This is a genomic window from Desulfogranum marinum (genome assembly GCF_963675105.2).
GTDB classification, from domain to species: domain Bacteria; phylum Desulfobacterota; class Desulfobulbia; order Desulfobulbales; family Desulfobulbaceae; genus Desulfogranum; species Desulfogranum marinum.
On the sequence record NZ_CAXXRO010000004.1, the window covers coordinates 1,224,889 to 1,242,566 of the forward strand.

The following is a 17,678-nucleotide window of genomic DNA, read 5'->3' on the forward strand; positions in this document are numbered from 1 at the left end:
TTGGATGCCTGTAACTGGAATTAACGAAAGGTTGTCAGGTCTCTGAAGACTACAACTGCTCCGGTGATGAGTTTGTTTTCTACGATCGGTGTACTCGTGTATTCAACAGGGAAGGCTTTTCCCTCTTTTGTCCAGAAAAGTTCGTCTGAACCGAAGTGAACCTTTCCGTCCCTGTAAGCTTTGTGAATAGGGCATTCTTCAACAGGATAGCTCTGCCCGTCTTTGTAGCTGTGGTGTACCAGATCATGGTGGGATTTGCCGATCAGCTCTTCGGGTGACCAGTCTAACATAATCGAAGCTGCCTTGTTGACAAAGGTAACATTCCCCTGGTTATCGAGGCCGAAAATACCTTCGCCGGCCGATTCTAAAATAAGCTCCATCTGCCTTTTTATTTTTTTTGTTTCGGTCTCTGCCTGGATACGCTCGGCAATTTCTCTGTTAAGTGAAGCGTTTGCAACTGATATCTCGAAGGTTCGTTTTTCTACCCGTTCCTCGAGATCCTGGGTAGTAGATTTCAGGCCTTCGCTGACATCATTAAGCTGGTTCTGGTAATCCCTTATTTTTTTGTAGAGAGTGTCTGTGGTTTTTTTGGTAGCAAAGATGACGGTGATACATAACAGCGTCATCACCATGATGGAAAAGAGAGGAAACGGGAGGAGTTGGCTTGAATTGTCAGCATTGAGCAGGCGTATATCCATTAAAAAAAGGACAAAGGCAGCAGCGGAGAACAGGACACTTATTTTAAGAAATAATTTTTGATTATCCGACATGGCTTTGGCCCCTTTGGTCAATGGTTGGCAGGTCAATTAATAACGTGGTGTAATTGCCGAGTTCGCTGTGGATACGAAAAAGGCCATGGTTGTCTTGAACTAAACTATGACTAATGCTAAGGCCTAGGCCCGTTCCTTCGCCACTGGTTTTAGTGGAGAAAAACGGATCCATTACCCGATCGATAATTTCGTGTTCAATCCCGGTTCCATTATCGGTTATGGCAAGCTCAACATAGTTTTTTCCGTCGATACGGGTGGCATGGGTATGGATCTGCAGCAATTTGGCTTTTTGGTCGCCTTTAGCTTGGCGTTGGTTGAGTGCGTAGCGTGCATTGCTGAAAATATTCAGAAATACCTGCTGTATCTGTTGAGGATTGCAGATAATATTTGGTAGGTCGTTGGGGTGCTGCTGTTCAATGGTGATGCCGTCTATGGTGAATTGGTGCTGCACAAGTTCAATGCAGTGTTTAATCAAGTTTATGACGTTAACCGGTTCAGGCTCTTCCTCTCTTTTGCGTGAGAAATCAAGCAGGTTTTTAGTAATACCGGCAATACGTTTTCCTTCTTTAATAATGCGGTCCAGAAAGCGCTTTGCTTCTTCCTCTTGAAGGGATGAATCTTTGAGGATTTGGGCATAGTTTATGATTCCGTTAATGGGATTGTTGATCTCATGAGCGACACCGGCTGCAAGTTCCCCTACTGAAGCGAGTTGCGCTGAACGTAAGGCCTCGGCTTTCATTAACTGTTCCTCAGTGAGATCCCTTGCCAAAAGCAAGGCGACCCCGGTTTTACCTGCAAATTCTTTTAAGGGGCTGATAGTCATCATGTAATTGCCCTGGAGGCCCCTGAGTTCAGTTTCAAAAACCCTGTTTTTTTTGTCAAGGAGGATAGCTTCCAGTGGGCAGATGGCGCCCGGAGATCTCCCGCCATGGAGGATCTCGCATACCCCCTTGCCAACAATGTCTTTTCTCTTTCTTTTGGCCGCAAATTCGGTGGCAGGGTTTATATCAAGTATAACGCCGTCTTCGGACACGACAAGGGCTGGGTCCTGCATCGCACTAAAAATATTGTTCCATTGGGCAAGGGCGTTTTCTCGCTCTCTTTCAGCTGCCATTTCACTGGTGACATCAATGCCGAAAAGGACAAGGCCAACTGTGCCTTGCTCTATGTTGGGTTGAAAAGAGCCGTGCCAGCTTATTGTGCATCTTTCACCATTACGTGTCTCGAGTTCTGTCTGAAAATTAATATCTGAGCCATTTTGTTGAAGTAACCCTGAGAACTCTTTTTGGCTTTTAATCCGAAGCTCTGGCGAGATAAGCACGTCTACCCAGTATTTCCCTTTAACTTCGTGCTCGCTGAATCCAGTAACTTCCTGTGCTTTCTGGTTAAATGATAGAATATTGCCACAGGGCGACAGCGAAATGAGAAGGGCTTGAACTGTGTCGACGATTTCAGCGTTAAAATCCCTTTCTTTGCGCAGTCGTTTTGCTGTTTCGTCAACGTAGAGAGCCAGCGAAATGTCAGCCATGACATTGGCTATAAAGTCCAGTTCAGAGCCTGTAAAACCATCTGGGTTTGTGGAATGAATGGTAAGAACACCATACTCGTGGTTGTTGGAAATAAGGGGCCACGATATGTAGCTCTGGGTACCGGTTGCTTTTATGATGGTGTCAAGCGGTTGCTGTCCGGTATGAGGGGTGATTTTATTTGCCCGGATTGGCTCGCCTTTTTCCAGTGCCTGCACGACGGGGTTATCTTCAGGGTTATCCTGTAAAAATCGGCTGACAAGGGCAAGGCTTTTTTCGGATGAAAGAGATGTCGAGCCGGCAGCAAAGAGTGGTTCGACCGGATTGGTACCGTTGCCTCTTTTGGCAGCCCATATAAAACAGTATTCCTGATCGTTGAGTAAGCGGGTACCACGCTGTTTGAGGATAAACGGCTCCTCTTGATCGGACGCGTGCCCAACTTTGAATTCACAAATTGAGCGAAGCAATCTGCAGCGTTGCTCGAGAAGTTGAATGCGTTGCGTAATGTTGTGCATAAGGTACCGGGTGGGTTATGGACATTGGTTGCATATGTGTTGCGCACAATGTGGTAAACAACACTTTTTGCAACACTAGTGTTGCAAAATAGCACATAATATTGCATATGGGGATTTTTATGCAGTGAATGGGCCAGCTTTAAATGCGATTTTTTTTCGGCCGAATATATGTGAGGTTACCATCAAAAAGAAAAATCTTCGATGAAAGGCAGCGATCGTGACGGATTGTAAGCGTCAAGGGCTTTTATCGGTCAAGCCCGAATTCGGGCTGGTCGATTGCCGGTGGCAATTACCTGCTGGTGAAATTTAATGTGATCGTAGGACGGTGGGGCAGAGTAATGTGACAGAAGAGATGAAAACGAAAAAGAGAACAGGAGAGACGATCAGGAGAAAATTTCATCCAGGGCTTCTTTTATGGCTTCTGGTGGACCGAGTTTATCTAAAATGGCAAAAGGATTGGTTGCGGCAGCACGTTCGAGTAACTGGGTATCCTGGTAGCCGGTGAAAAACAGGATTGGGATGTCCTTTTTTTGTTTGATGCGTTTTGCCGTCTCGATGCCGTCCATGTTTCCGGAAAGACTTATATCCATTAAAATGGCATCCGGTAATTCAGTCTTTACCGCTTCCAGGGCCTCCTCTGCACTGGTAGCAACTTCGCAGGGGATAAAGCCGAAATCCTTAATGTTTTCGGTCAGCATCATCCCTATGAGTATCTCATCTTCGACAATAAGAATTTTTTTTTTCATGATATGAGTATGCGTTGAATCCGCTCCGGCTCTGTGAAACGAATCTCGGTTTCCGTGCCGTTGTCTTGGCGCATGGTGATCGTCCCATGTAGTTGTTTGCGAATGAGATTTTTTGTAATTTGCAGGCCAAAGGAGCTGTTTTTTTCAAAATCAAAGGATGCCGGAATGCCTATACCCGTATCCTTTACGCGTAACTGTATCACATTCTCTGCTGACTGGCAAAGGCGGAGAATGATGGAGCCTGATCGGTTGCCGGGAAAACCGTGTTTGAGGGAATTGGTAACGATTTCATTGACAGCAAGGCCAAGCGGCACAGCATGGTCAATGGAAATGGGGACCGGTTCGGTTTCTGCTTCGATGGTTATGTGCTGGTTTATCACCATGGATTTGACCAACGCTGAAATAAGTTCCGTGAGATAGCCGCCCAGGTCAATATCAACCAGGCTATCTGAGCGGTACAGGTTTTCATGGACCATGGCCATGGCTCTGATCCGGTTTTCTGTTTCCTGGAATATGGAAAGAGTGGTTGGGTCCGATATTTCACCAAGCTGCAGTTTAAGCATGGAGATAATGACCAGCATATTGTTTTTTGTACGATGATAGATTTCACGCAGCAAAATTTCTTTTTCTTTCAGAGATTGCTGAAGCTGCTGCTCATTTTTTTCAAGTTTGCTGACCATGTTTAACTGGACCCTGCTCACAGCTTCGGCGGCCTTACGGTTTTGTTCTTCCTGCTCCCGCAGTTTTCTCTCCTCAATATTAACAATACGTCCTTCGTAGGCAATAATCCCTCCTTGAGTATTTTTGACATAATGGAGAGATACCGCAGCCGGAAAAACGGAGCCATCTTTACGGCGAAACATGATTTCGCGATCAACAATTTTTTTCTCCCTGAGAAGGGTTTCAAAAATAGCTTCTCTATCACCGTGCTTAGCATAAAATTGGCTGCCTATATCGGTAATGCTTTGCATCATTTCTTCTGGTGAGTCATAGCCGCTCATGGCAGCTAACGCAGGATTGATGACTTCAAATCGTCCTGCTTCGGTGGTCCTGAAGATACCTTCCACTGCAGAACTGAAAAGTTCACGATAACGTTCCTCAGCCTGGGCGATCTCCTCAAAGGCGCTGATGCGACGGATGGCATTTTTGAAAAGGCGGGAAAGGTGATCCAGGTAGACAGGGTTGCTCGTTTCTTCGATTACGCCCCCGTCTTTACGGAAGAATTTTGCCCATAAAAATTCATTTTTTTTATGGGGATTAGGAAGCGACAGGAAAAGTGCGCGTTTATCATCACTGCAGGTAAGGGTGCCTATGTCTGGGTACTGGTGATAAAAACTTTCAATTTCACCCTCGATTAGCTGGTCTAGTTCCCCTTGCTGTACATTAAAAAATCGGCAAACAATGGCTGTGGACATGGCGTAGAGCATTTTTTTGTCAACAGTGTTTGCGATTTGCTCACCGGCAATGAAAAGTTTTTTAAGCGCTTTATTATTACTGGTGATATTAGACAAAATGGAATTGATCCGGCGGATAAAGAGGCCTATTTGGTCAGGAGGGCCGGGGGGAATCTCTTGATGCACAAAAAGTTGATCCCGTTCGATACGGGACAGACTCGCAAAGCTGGACTCCATTCGTGGAACAATAAGGTGAAAAATAAATATTGCCTCAGCAATCACCGTCAAGAGAAGGGTTGTTATGCTGCCTATGAGGAAGAGGTAAAGAATATTTTGTTTTTTTTGTTCAATATGTTTCGCTGAGATACGAATGAAAAGGTTACCGAAAAAAAGGTCATCTACTGTCAGGGGTGCCAGGCTGGAAACAAAGGCATTGTCATTCACGTCGCGGTAGCTGACGGTGTTAAACTGTTGAAAAGCCTGAAAGGGAAGAGCCATTTCTTTTTCATGTAAATAATTTCGGTAAGGTTTTCCTCTTTTATCGGCATCTGCAGAAAAAAGGATTGTGCCGTCAGGGTTGATCACCAGGCACTCTATAACTTCTTCTTGAATGAGTTGTCCTATCAGCTTCTGGTTGGTCGCTTTCAGGAAGTGCAACGCCTGCTGGGACATCAGGATCCCTGGTTGGGCAAGTTTGTTTTTAGTGATTTTATCAATCTCAAGAGTGTACGATTCTATAAAATAAAATCCGAGAAAGAAGAGGAAAATACCTTCGATTAGAAGGATGGAAGCACATATCTTCAGCGGTACACTACGAAAAGAGAGAAAGCCTATCTTGCTATCTGAACGCATGAAGTTTGCAGGGTGTCCTTTGCTGATAATTCGTAAGTGCTGGTCTATCGGTCGTGCTCACCATGTACCTGGGCGTGGAAGATGATCTTTTTACCGCAGTCGATTGAAGAATGTAATTACACTATACCCATCAATATTATGCATGTTGCCCTAAGAGGGCGCTTGAGTCAAGTATGTAAGCACCTATGGTATCAATTACGATGGAGCTGAAAGTCAACTGTTTGCAATTTGTCTTCATCAAAGACCGTGGTTTTTTTTGGAGTCGTCTGGGCAATAATTTTTCCGTTGCGGATAACAAATAAACGTGCCGGCCGTAGTCGAATGGCATCCAAGATACTCTGTGCCTGGAGAATAACAAAATCAGCCTTGCAACCAGGTGCTATTCCGTAGTTGTTAAGGTGCAAAATGTTGGCTGCTCTGATTGTGACCATTTCAAAAAGAGTTGTAAGTTGGGAGGTGCCCATCATTTGTAGACAGTGGGCCCCCATATGGGCGACATCAAGCATGTCGTGGCTGCCCATGGGGTACCAGGGGTCCATAATATCGTCGTGACCAAAGGCCACGTTCACTCCGGCCTGAAGCAATTCAGGTACTCTGGTCAGTCCTCTGCGTTTGGGATACGTATCGTGTCTCCCCTGGAGGTGAATGTTGACCAATGGATTGCAAACCACATGCATCCCGGATTCTGCCATTAAAGGGAGGAGTTTGCTGACATAGTAGTTGTCCATGGAGTGCATGCTGGTCAGGTGTGAGCCGGTAACTCTTCCTCCAAGTCCAAGTCGATGGGTTTCAAAAGCGAGACTTTCAACATGTCTGGAGAGAGGATCATCACTCTCGTCACAGTGCATGTCCACCATAAGCCCCTTTTCAGCAGCGACCTCGCAGAGCCAGCGAACGGATTCTCTGCCCTGTGCCATGGTGCGCTCAAAGTGGGGGATGCCACCAACAACATCAACGCCAAGATCCAGAGCTTTCAGGAGTAATGCTTTGCCCTGGGAAGTGCGGAGTATACCGTCCTGAGGAAAGGCAACAAGTTGTAGGTCAACCCAGGGACGCATTTCTTTGCGCAGTTCCAGTAGCACCTGTGCTGCCATAAGGGTGGGGTCGGTGACGTCCACATGGGTACGGATAGCAAGCGTGCCCTGTGCTATGGACCAGGAGAGCAGTTGTTTGGCCCTGGCTTTGATTGCCTCTGGTGTTAGAGAAGGTTTGAGCTCACCCCACACCTGTATCCCTTCCAGCAGGGTGCCGCTCTCATTCATCCTTGGCAGGCCCATGGAAAGGGTGGCATCCATGTGGAAGTGGCTGTCAACAAACGGTGGGCTTACCAATTGGCCGCCTGCGTCTATGTGCTGCGAAGCCTGGTGGGACAGTGATGGACCGATATCAAGAATAAAGCCCTCGTTAACGGCAATGTCAACTGGTTCGGAGAAGTTTGCCACAACCGCATTGGTGATGAGCAGGTCGATCATATGTATGTACCTCTAACCCGAAGGGGGAACTTTTTGAATGAAAACGAAAAACAGACTGTTAATTGTACAATTACTCTTTAAACAATAATATCAATTAATTGAGTTTAAAAACAAAAAAGTTCATGAGAAATCCGGGCTAACGTTCGCCTTTTCTAAATGGAATCAGCAGGGCTTTTGGGTAGGCAGCCCGCCTCGACATTATAACCATGGCAAGTATAGAAAAAATATAGGGTAGCATCAGGTAAAATTGGTAGGGGATGACCATGGCCGACTGTTGTTGAACCCGCATCTGCATGGCATCGAAAGCTGCGAACAGCATGGTACCAAGCAGTGCTTTCCAAGGTTTCCACGAAGAAAATACCACCAGAGCGATGCAGATCCAGCCGCGGCCGTTTACCATGCCTATGTAAAACGCATCAAAGGCGGATAGGGTGAGAAAGGCTCCACCGACTGCCATGAAGCTGCTTCCAACAACCACGGCTCCTGTTCTGATGGTGTATACGGACAATCCTTGTGCTTCTACAGCAAGGGGATTTTCCCCGCACATTCGTAATGAGAGGCCAACCGGTGTTTTATATAGCAGGTAGGAGACAAGGACAACCAAGAAAAAGGCCAGCAAGGTGAGTGGCGATTGGTGGGTCAGGATCGGACCAAGGAAAGGGATATCAGCCAGCCAGGGAAGATCAAGGTTGGCAAAAGGGATGATTTTGGGTGGCGTGGTTGCCTTGGGCAAAAGCATCTTAAAGACAAAGGAAGAAAGTGCCGCTGCCAGCATGGTGATTCCCAGTCCTGTGACGTGCTGAGAAAGGCCGAGGTGGACGGTAAAGAGCGAATGGAGTAAGCCGAACAGGGCGCCGATAAAGGCGGCAAACAAAACGCCGCCCCATAAATCTCCGCCAAAATACACCCATGTCCATCCAGCCATGCAACCGGCAGCCATGATGCCTTCGATGCCGAGATTGAGTACTCCGGCACGCTCACAGATTAATTCACCCAGGGTGCCGAATATAAGGGGCGTTGCCATCCTGATGGTCGCAATCCAAAAACCGGTTTCCATAAAAAAAAGCAGGATATCCATCTCTACCTCCAACGCAATCGAAAACGGGCCAACAGCATTGCTGCCAGCACGCTTAACAGAGAAACTGCAGTGGCTACATCGGCAATATAGTTGGAGATGTTAAGGCTGCGACTCATTGAGTCTGCGCCGATGGATATTGCGGCAATAAACAGTGCAGCAAGGACGACTCCCAGGGGATGTAGCGCAGCCAGCATGGCCACCACAATACCTGAGTAGCCAAACCCGGGGGAAAGGTCAAGCGTCAGGTAGCCTTTAAGACCGCATACCTCTGAGACCCCTGCAAATCCAGCCAGACCACCTGAAAAAAAAGCGGTAAAGAGGATGGTCTTCCGGACCGGAATACCTGCAAAACGGCTGGCATGCTTGTTATGTCCCACAGCTCTGATTTCAAACCCGAGGCGAGAAAAACGGAGTGTCACCCATGTGATCATTGCGCTTGCAAGGGCAATGATAAAGCCTACGTGCAACCTTGTTTTGGGCAACAGAATAGGTAAAACCGCACTGTCTATCACCGGAGCAGCCTGGGGCCAACCCATGGCCATGGGGTCTTTCCATGGGCCGAATACCAGCCAATTTACAAAGAGCAGGGTAATGAAATTAAGCAGCAAGGTTGTTACCACTTCATCCACTGAAAACCAAGTTTTGAGCAGAGTGGGACCAAGGAGTAAAAGCCCACCTGCTATTGCACCGGCCAGAAAGAGGAAGGGGATCATGAACCAGCCCGGTAGGGGGAGCATACCTGTGCCGAGCAGGGTTGCCATGCAGGCGCCGGCATAAAGCTGGCCTTCGGCCCCTATGTTCCAGAGCTGTGCCCGAAAAGCAACCGCTGCGGCAAGCCCTGTGAAAATGAGCGGAGTAGCACGGGTGAGGGTTTCGGTTATCGCAAATTTAGATCCAAGGCTACCTTTGAGCAGAAACAAAAAAGCAGTCAGCGGTGAGTGGCCCGACCATAGAATGAGCACACTGCAGAAGCCCAAGGCGACCAGTACCGCCAGCAGCGGAGCTGCAATGCGCAGGTAAGGGGAAATGTTTTCGCGTTGTTCGAGTCGCATATCTTTTTTTAGGGCGCTGGTTGGCCTATTTGTTGAGAAAATTCTTCCAAATGGCCACTCATGGCAAGGCCAAGAGTAGCTGCATCCACTTGGTCCGGTGATACCGGTGCTGATATTTTTCCTTTGTACAGAACCTGAATACGGTCTGAAAGCTGCAACAATTCATCTAGATCTTCAGAAATGAGCAGGATGCCGGATCCTTCCAGCTTTGCTTGGAGAAGTTGTTCGTGGACAAAGGCTGTTGCACCGACATCCAATCCCCATGTAGGCTGGCTGGCAACAAGGACAATGGGCTTTCGAGAAAGAACTCTGGCAAGAATGAGCTTTTGAATGTTTCCGCCGGAAAGGTTTCGTACCGGTGTTTCAGTTGAGGGACAGCGGATATCAAACTTTTTTATCAGATCCTTTGCGTATGCTTCAATACTTCCGAACTTAAGCAGACCAAAGCGTGACAAGCCCGGCTCCTGATAACGTTCCAAGGCAATATTTTCCCGTACCGGCATGTCGCCTATGATGCCGGTGGAGGTGCGATCTTCCGGGATTCGACCGATTCCTGCTGACATCATTTCTCGGGGCGTATGGTGAGTGATACGCTCACCTTCCAGTTGTATCTCTCCGCTGTCTGGAGCCTGCATACCGCTTAGCATATCGGCCAGCTGCATCTGTCCGTTGCCGGAAACGCCGGCAATCCCTAGGATTTCGCCTTTGAAAAGATGCAGATTTATTCCGTCCAGAAGAGGTTGGTGCTGGCTGCCGAAAATTGAAATGTTGCTGCATGAAAGCAGTTGTTGCGAAGAGGTTGTAGATTTTTTTTTCTTAATTTCCGGCAAGGCGCCGCCAACCATTGCCTTGGCGAGTGTGCTCGCCTTTATGCCTTTGGTGGCCGTTTCATAGACTACACGGCCATGGCGCAGCACTACGCACCGATCGCTACCGGAGAGCGCCTCTTTGAGTTTGTGGGTTATAAAAATAACTGACAGCCCTTTGCCGGTGAGCAGGCGAAGGGTTGTGAAAAGTTTGTCGCTTTCCTGTGGGGTAAGGACAGCTGTCGGTTCATCTAAAATTAAAATTTTTACATCACGATAGAGTGCCTTCAGGATTTCCACTCTTTGGCGTTGGCCGATGGAAAGGTCTTTAACAAGCGTATTCCAGTCCACATGGAGGGCAAACTGCATGGAGAGCTTGAGCAGCTTTGCTCTGGCCGTACTGAGATGATGCCGCAAACGAAAAATAGGTTCTGTGCCGAGTATGATATTTTCGAGAACAGTCATGTTTTCAGCAAGGGTGAAGTGCTGATGCACCATTCCTATTCCTGTTGCCAGTGCTGCTTTGGGTGATCCTTTGACAAGCGGTTTGCCGTATATTTCAATATGGCCTTGTGTGGCTACATAATGGCCAAAAAGGATATTCATCAAAGTCGTCTTGCCTGCACCATTTTCACCAAGCAAGGCGAGCATCTCACCTTGTCTCAGGGTGAGGGAGATGTTGTCATTGGCAACAAGAGAACCAAAGGTTTTGGTGATGTTGTGAAGCTGTAGGACAGGAGAGGCTACTGAACTCATAGGGAGTAGTCGGGTTCAGGCCATGGAGTAAAAAAACGCCATGGCCTGAAACGGTAGAATCAGAAGGTTGATTTCGGTTCTTTGTCATTGATGGTAATAGTCAGTTGCCCTGTTTTTATCGCGGCTGCATTTTGCTCAACCTTTTTCAGAACGTCTGCATCAATTTTCGATTCAAACTCATAGAAAGGAGCAAGAGAGGCGCCGCCTTTGGCCATCATGGTCCATTCTCGATAATCTTCAGCAGTAAAAGTACCCGCTTTTACCCTCTCAATGGCATGGGCAATAGCCGGTTCCATATTCCAAAGAGCAGAGGTAACGACCACATCGGTTCCGTTTTCCTCTTTGTTCATGTCGTTGACATTGCCAAAAGCGATAATGTTCTTTTCACGTGCTGCATCAACCACACCGGCGCGTTCTGCGTAGAGGATATCTACTCCGGATTCTATCTGCGCATAGGCAAATTCTTTAGCCTTGGGGGGATCGTACCAGGCGCCGATGAAAGAGACTTTGAATTGTGCTGCCGGATTTACTGCTTTGGCACCTTCCATAAAAGCGTTGAACAGCCGGTTAACCTCACCGATGGGATAGCCGCCTACCATACCGATTTTGTTGGTTTTCGTCATCTTGCCGGCAATCATACCCATCAGGTAGCAAGGTTCGTGAATATAGTTGTCAAAGACGGCCATGTTGCTTCCGTAGGGACCAAAGGAGTCTCCCATGAGGTAGGCAATCTTGGGATAATCGTCCGCAACTTTCCGAACATCCCTGGAAATACCAAAAGCCTCGCCAATGATGAGATCTACCCCGGATTCTGAATATTCTCGCAGAACCCTGATGTAATCGGTGTTGGCTACTTTTTCAGAATAAACATATTCAATAGTACCACCCTCGGCGATCTTGGTCAGTGCCTTGTGCAGACAGGCATCCCATTTTTGCTGGATAGGTTGGGTGTAGATACCGGCAACCTTAATTTTTTTTGCCATGGCCGGCCACGGCACCATAATTAGTGTGCAGAAGAGAGCGATAAGGACAGTCCTCAAAAAAGGGGGGTGTTTCATGATGGGGCTCCTTGATTGTATTTTTAGATTGAAGTTGGGATTGTAGCAAATTTTTCATTTTTAGGGGCGCGCTTAATGAAAAAAGATGCACTCCCGTTAATTATTTCATGTTGCTGAAGTGAAATATACTTTGTGGTATCGACAAAAGATTGAGTAACAGTCGGTTGCGGAGCGAATTTTCCAAAAACATTTTGTCTCACATTGTGCCGATTTCTCCAGGGAGAACGTCTGGAGTGAAGGTGCTCTCCATTACACTTGACAGGTGTTGAGAGAAACGTATTGTTTTTATCAGCATCTAGGAAATTTCTATTTCATAGCGGAGAAATGTATGAAAAATACCTCACGACAGTTTGGGTTTAATACCCGTCAGCTTCATGCAGGACAGGTGGCCGATGAGGCGACCGGAAGCAGAGCCGTCCCTCTTTACCAGACGACCTCTTATACCTTTAAAAATACCCAACACGCTGCAAATCTTTTTGCGCTGAAGGAGTTCGGCAACATATATACACGGATCATGAACCCTACCACTGACGTGCTGGAGCAGCGTCTCGCTGATCTTGAGGGAGGCGTCGGCGCGTTGGCGGCAAGCAGTGGGCATGGAGCGCAGACCATGTTGTTTTTGACTCTCTGTAGCAGTGGTGATCATATTGTCAGCAGCAGTAGTCTTTACGGCGGTACTTACAACCAGTTGCATTACACTCTGCCTCGTCTGGGAATAGAAGTCAGCTTTGCAGATCCTGAAGATCCCGATGCATTTGCCAAAGCTATCCAGCCCAATACTAAATTAATATATGGCGAAACGCTGGGAAATCCAGGTTTGACCGTGTTTCCGTTTGTAGAGGTAGCGAAAATCGCTGCTGCTGCCAATGTTCCACTTGCGATCGATAACACGCTGGCAACACCCTACTTGTGCCGACCATTAGAGTGGGGAGCAAATATTGTAACGCACAGTACCACCAAGTTTTTAAACGGACATGGGACAAGCATCGGGGGAATGCTGGTTGATGGCGGTAATTTTGATTGGACCAGCGGTAGGTTTGCTAATTTCACTGAACCAGACCCGTCATATCATGGGCTTGTCTATTCCGATTTGGGGTCAGCAGCTTTTATATTAAAAGCCAGAGTACAGATATTGCGAGATATTGGTGCGTCCCAGGCACCTTTTAACAGCTGGTTGACTACCCAGGGGGTAGAGACGTTGAGTTTGCGCATGGAAAAACATGTGGCTAATACTCTCAAGACTGCAAAATATCTCGAGCAGCATGAAAAGGTTGCCTGGGTTTCGTATCCCGGGCTCACCTCTCATCCAAGCCATGAGCGGGTGCAAAAGTATCTACCCCAAGGAGCTGGGGCTATCCTGACCTTTGGCATTAAAGGCGGTGCGGAAGCAGGCCAGAAATTTATTGATAATCTTTGTTTGTTTAGCCACGTTGCCAATGTGGGGGATGCAAAAAGTCTTGCCATTCATCCTGCAAGCACAACCCATTCCCAGCTTGAGGCTGAAGAGTTAATCCAGGCAGGTGTACAGCCTGATATGGTTCGACTCAGCATTGGCCTGGAGGATATCGAAGACATTTTTTGGGATCTAGACCAGGCGTTGCAGGCAGTGTAATCATTTCCTGCTGTTTCTTCACGGGGCAGATAATGACGGAATAAGATCTGTCCCGTCTTCACAATTTTCTTCCACCGAGCAACCGTCACTGCTCATATCTAGTCCTGCATCTTGGGAACTGGTTTGTGATAGATTTTGCTCTTCCTTGCTCTCTTCCTTTCCCTGGGGCATGGTCAGTTTATTGATTTGTTGTTGAATTATACGCTCACCCTGATAAACGGAATATTGCTCATTTTCTTCCAGCAGCAAAACCGGTACTTCATTGATGCCAAGTGATGCCAGAAAATTTCGATTGGCAGCAGTGGAATAGGTCGCTGATTGTTTGATCCCCGGCATGTCGATGGCCTCAACCGCATCTATGGGATGCAGGGCCACTGTCAGATTTTCTTGGGGAGCAAGCAGCTGGATAATATTTTCGCAGTGGCTGCAGGTTGAGGAAAAGAAAAGATGGAGTTGAGGTTCGGCCTGGGTTCCTTGCCGTGTTGCTATAATACCATCCTGGTAAGAAAGATTTTGCTCTGCTGGTGCACGGAAGTCGAGGCTGAAAAAAGCGGCAGCCACAGCGCAAAAGACAACCAGCCCGCGTAAAGCTTGTCGCCATCCGGCAAGTATATTCAGCAGGAAGATACAGGCGCAGATGAAGAGGCAATAAGAGCAAAATGTGCAGGCTATAAGGTATTGGAAACCTACAAGTACGGCCTCTGCACCCATTCCTGCGGTGAGCAGCACAAGTACCAGCGCACGTGCAGAGGAGGCCCCCCTGTTAGTCATCCGTACTCCCCAGTAAATAATCAGGAAAAATACAAAACCGGCGAGATTAAAAAACAGCGGCGGAACCTTGTTCAATTGCTCTACGATTTCGCATCCTTGATTTAAGCAAAGTGGGTCACCCTGGGTAAGGATAATGCAAATTTGCACCAGGACTATAATGCTTGCAAAAAGGGCGAGGAATCCGAGTTTTTTTAAAAATGGTTTGGGTCGGGAATAGTACATGGTAATCTATAGGGAACAGGGGTAAGTGTTAGTTTTGATTAAAAAAATTCTCAATTCTGGTATTGGAAACGGTGTGCCAAGCTCCCAGGCAAATTGCCGGTACAGAGCTGCCAACCGATTGGGTGCCTCTCTTTGAGAGGCTTGGAAAAGGTGGTAGTTGGCGAACCCTTTGGCTGGCTGCATGAAAAGGGAAATATCTGTAGCTGAAAAGCTTGTATCTGCCCTGGAAGATATGGGCAGTATAATGACGAAAAAAATGGCAAAAATGCACACGTTCGGAATTTCATCATTGAGTTGAGAGAGATATTGATCGTATCAGTGCATAACTTATGGTGGTTATTTTACAAGCAGCTCGCATAGAATAACCAACCTTTAGGATAATCGTACTATATTATTGTAATTTGTACAGGTTGTCACTGGATTCCTGCATCTGACATCAGCTTGATCAGGTTGGTTTGTCGTGCTATTTGTGATGTTTTTTCTTCTTTGGTGGTCGATTTTTCAATTGCTTCAATCGATGCATGTTTTTATTAAATAAAGTCAATATGTTGTGCTTCTGTAGACTGTTCGTCGCAAAGTTCGCTTGTAGCTTTGCAACAGGTTTTGATTCTGGTATATCTACCGCCCTCGGTAGATCTATTTCAACAGCTGATGTCGATAAAGGTCTTTGTGCTACGTTCTTTCTCTCTTTTCATGATGTAAGGGTAAGTGTAGGTATCAGATGTGTAGTTGAGAAACCTAAAGGCAATTCAGGTTGTGAGTTTCCTGTACGTGGAATGGGCTAGCTTCAGCAATTATCAAAAGTCGGAGCCTATTTTTTCATAACCGCAGTAACCTGATTGCCCTCATCATTATATGTGAGCCGGTCAAAGGCGATAATTTTGGCCATCGCAATGCCACGCCCATGGTTGTGCGAAGCACGTGAGGCGTCAAATCCCATAAAGTCTTTCCAGTTAAACCCCTTACCTTGATCAGTAACTTGCAAATAATAGGTGGTTTCCCGTTTTTCAAAAAACACCGTTATTGTTTTTTCAGCATATTCCGGTAGATCAAGGCGGCGTTCAACCTCCTCTCTCCAGATGTTTTTATTTATAAGATCTGTTTTTTCTTCATAACTGATGCCAAGATTGCCATGTTCAACAGCATTGAAGAGGAGTTCTGAAATACCGGTAAGAGCACGTTCAGCATCGGGAAAGCAGTTAGCAAGAAAGGAAGACATGCTTTCCGCTTCATCAAGAGTACGGCAGCGACCTCTAAGGACGTCCACCAGGCCGAAGCTTATTTTGTGGCGGCGCATTTCCGCTTCAAGTACCTTGCGTTGTCGTGTTTCTTTTATTGCAGAAGCAATGATGGACAACAGCATGTTCCGTTCTATGGGTTTGGTCAGATAATAAAAAACGCCCGCCTTGATGCCTTCAATAATCTCTTCCGGCTTATCAGCTGCTGTTTGCATGATAATAGGAATATATTTCAGGGTTGGATTTTTCAATACCTGTTTGGTGACCTCCATGCCATCCATATTCGGCATCATACGATCGAGGAGGATGGTATCTATATTCTGGCCGTGTTGTTGCAAAGCCTCCATGGCCTCGATACCGTCAGCGGCTGTGAGCACATGGTACTGTTCACTTTTAAGAATAGAAGCCAGCATGTGCAGTGTGGAGGGGTTGTCATCCACTGCAAGGATGGTAGATGGCGACATGTTTTTCCACTTGGGTGGCGTCGTAGGTGTTTGCATATTGAAAATATATAAATAACGTAGTGTTGCCTATATTGGAATAATTATAGGCTACAGAGGAGGGGATGCAAGGTGCAATTGTAAATTTGCCTTGTGAAGCAATAAAAAAGAAAGAAAATGTCATCGTCGCTTGATTTTAACTTATTTCTTGTGCGATAATGCACAAGTGGAATGAAAGCGAGCTCCATGTATATGTGGGGCCGTGTTGTTTTCTTAATAAAAAGGCAAGATTATGCGTTGTTCAAAATGCGGCTATATTTCTTTTGATCACTTGGAAACATGTAAGAAATGTCATAAGTCGGTCAATCAGGCTGAAAGTGGGCTCAATGGCACCGTGTTCGATACGGCTGTTCCTAGCTTTTTACGTTTTGAGGCCCCTGTAGAACCAGATGTGCCTGAGACGGAGGTGATCGATCAAGCGGATGAATACAACGATGACTTCGATTTTCCTCCCATGGAAGCAGTTGATGATACTGTAGCGGCGGGGAGTGATACGTCACAGGATGACGAAGAGTTGGTACTTAATCTTGATGACATTGTCCTTGATAGCGATGAACCTGAAATCGATGAGAATGATGAAATAATCTTGGATTTGGATGATCTAGAGGAGGCTGCACCTCTGGAAGAATTTTCTTTAGGGGAGAAAGAACAGGATAAACCGGAAGAGATGGCAGCGCCAACTATCGATTTCGGTGATTTGGATATCTCGGATCTAGGACCGCCCAGTGGAGAAACTTCTGTTACGCAGTCCGATCTCGAGCCTGCGCCTGCTGCTCTGGAAGGCTTGGAGGAGCTGGCTGTCGATAAGGTAGAACCAGATACCGGGATAGGCCAAGAAAAAGAAGCGTTCGGGTTGGAGGATCTGCTTTTAGATGAACTGGACTTGGATAAAATGGATACGGCCAAGATCAGTAAAACTTCAACTAAGTCCCTGAAAACAGGTACTGCTCTTGATAACTTCGATGTTGACCTCGGAGAATTGTTTACCGAAGATGAACAATAGATCAAAAAAACAGTTGACAGGGGCCTGCTATTTCTGATAAATAAGTGGCCTCAACATTGCGGTGCCGGGATAGCTCAGTCGGTAGAGCAACGGACTGAAAATCCGTGTGTCCCTGGTTCAAATCCTGGTCCCGGCACCATTAGTATTAAGGAGTCTTATCGTTACGATTTGACTCCTTTTTTACGTTTAGACCTTTCCTCTCAAGTTACTCCTCAAGTGCACTCTTCAGTTACCCATATCCTCCTGGTGTAAACATAGTGTAAACTTTTTGTAGCTCTACCTCTTCATCACCCCCTTTGTTAGTCAT

The 17,678-nt window shown here is 46.7% G+C and carries 13 protein-coding genes and 1 tRNA gene; 3 read left to right on the plus strand and 11 right to left on the minus strand.

The genetic code is table 11. The features are described 5' to 3' along the window. Positions 1 to 20 precede the first annotated feature (20 nt). From ACHZCY_RS14220 to ACHZCY_RS14260, 9 genes are all read right to left on the minus strand, one after another. Complete coding sequence (locus tag ACHZCY_RS14220) at positions 21 to 770, minus strand: PAS domain-containing protein (protein WP_319549351.1); 750 nt, start codon at positions 768 to 770, stop codon at positions 21 to 23. Beyond that, the gene (locus ACHZCY_RS14225; protein ID WP_319549352.1) at positions 760 to 2,811 is read right to left on the minus strand and encodes a PAS domain S-box protein; all 2,052 of its coding nucleotides are present in this window, start codon (positions 2,809 to 2,811) and stop codon (positions 760 to 762) included. Before ACHZCY_RS14225 ends, ACHZCY_RS14220 begins: the two co-directional genes overlap by 11 nt. A 383-nt stretch (positions 2,812 to 3,194) precedes the next feature. Then, positions 3,195 to 3,557 carry a response regulator gene (locus ACHZCY_RS14230; RefSeq protein ID WP_205222082.1) on the minus strand — a complete coding sequence of 121 codons (363 nt, stop codon included), beginning with the start codon at positions 3,555 to 3,557 and terminating at the stop codon, positions 3,195 to 3,197. Then, positions 3,554 to 5,803 carry a sensor histidine kinase gene (locus ACHZCY_RS14235; RefSeq protein ID WP_319549353.1) on the minus strand — a complete coding sequence of 750 codons (2,250 nt, stop codon included), beginning with the start codon at positions 5,801 to 5,803 and terminating at the stop codon, positions 3,554 to 3,556. The genes ACHZCY_RS14230 and ACHZCY_RS14235 overlap by 4 nt, the downstream gene beginning before the upstream one ends. A gap of 191 nt (positions 5,804 to 5,994) precedes the next feature. Then, positions 5,995 to 7,275, minus strand: coding sequence for a cytosine deaminase (locus ACHZCY_RS14240; protein WP_319549354.1), 1,281 nt, complete (start codon positions 7,273 to 7,275; stop codon positions 5,995 to 5,997). A 136-nt stretch (positions 7,276 to 7,411) separates the two neighbouring features. After that, positions 7,412 to 8,353 carry an ABC transporter permease gene (locus ACHZCY_RS14245; protein WP_205222079.1) on the minus strand — a complete coding sequence of 314 codons (942 nt, stop codon included), beginning with the start codon at positions 8,351 to 8,353 and terminating at the stop codon, positions 7,412 to 7,414. Positions 8,354 to 8,355: 2 nt separating this feature from the next. After that, positions 8,356 to 9,405, minus strand: coding sequence for an ABC transporter permease (locus tag ACHZCY_RS14250; RefSeq protein WP_205222078.1), 1,050 nt, complete (start codon positions 9,403 to 9,405; stop codon positions 8,356 to 8,358). Between the two features lie 8 nt (positions 9,406 to 9,413). After that, positions 9,414 to 10,967, minus strand: a complete 1,554-nt coding sequence (locus tag ACHZCY_RS14255) for an ABC transporter ATP-binding protein (protein WP_319549355.1) — start codon at positions 10,965 to 10,967, stop codon at positions 9,414 to 9,416. A 59-nt stretch (positions 10,968 to 11,026) separates the two neighbouring features. Next, positions 11,027 to 12,025, minus strand: a complete 999-nt coding sequence (locus tag ACHZCY_RS14260) for a BMP family protein (RefSeq protein ID WP_319549356.1) — start codon at positions 12,023 to 12,025, stop codon at positions 11,027 to 11,029. A gap of 328 nt (positions 12,026 to 12,353) precedes the next feature. On the opposite strand from ACHZCY_RS14260, the gene ACHZCY_RS14265 reads away from it, so the two are divergent. Continuing rightward, a complete protein-coding gene (locus ACHZCY_RS14265; protein ID WP_205222076.1) occupies positions 12,354 to 13,637 on the plus strand; it encodes an O-acetylhomoserine aminocarboxypropyltransferase/cysteine synthase family protein in 1,284 nt (427 codons plus the stop codon). A gap of 18 nt (positions 13,638 to 13,655) precedes the next feature. Here ACHZCY_RS14265 and ACHZCY_RS14270 read toward each other — a convergent pair whose 3' ends face one another. Both ACHZCY_RS14270 and ACHZCY_RS14275 read right to left on the minus strand, forming a co-directional pair. Continuing rightward, the gene (locus tag ACHZCY_RS14270; RefSeq protein ID WP_319549357.1) at positions 13,656 to 14,630 is read right to left on the minus strand and encodes a vitamin K epoxide reductase family protein; all 975 of its coding nucleotides are present in this window, start codon (positions 14,628 to 14,630) and stop codon (positions 13,656 to 13,658) included. Positions 14,631 to 15,441: 811 nt separating this feature from the next. Then, positions 15,442 to 16,332, minus strand: coding sequence for a response regulator (locus ACHZCY_RS14275; RefSeq protein ID WP_319549358.1), 891 nt, complete (start codon positions 16,330 to 16,332; stop codon positions 15,442 to 15,444). 268 nt (positions 16,333 to 16,600) lie between these two features. Here ACHZCY_RS14275 and ACHZCY_RS14280 point away from each other — a divergent pair, with 268 nt between their 5' ends. Together ACHZCY_RS14280 and ACHZCY_RS14285 are read left to right on the plus strand one after the other, a co-directional pair. Beyond that, positions 16,601 to 17,371, plus strand: coding sequence for a hypothetical protein (locus tag ACHZCY_RS14280; RefSeq protein WP_319549359.1), 771 nt, complete (start codon positions 16,601 to 16,603; stop codon positions 17,369 to 17,371). Positions 17,372 to 17,434: 63 nt separating this feature from the next. Continuing rightward, positions 17,435 to 17,510: transfer RNA gene (locus tag ACHZCY_RS14285), tRNA-Phe, on the plus strand. The last annotated feature ends 168 nt before the right edge of the window (positions 17,511 to 17,678 follow it).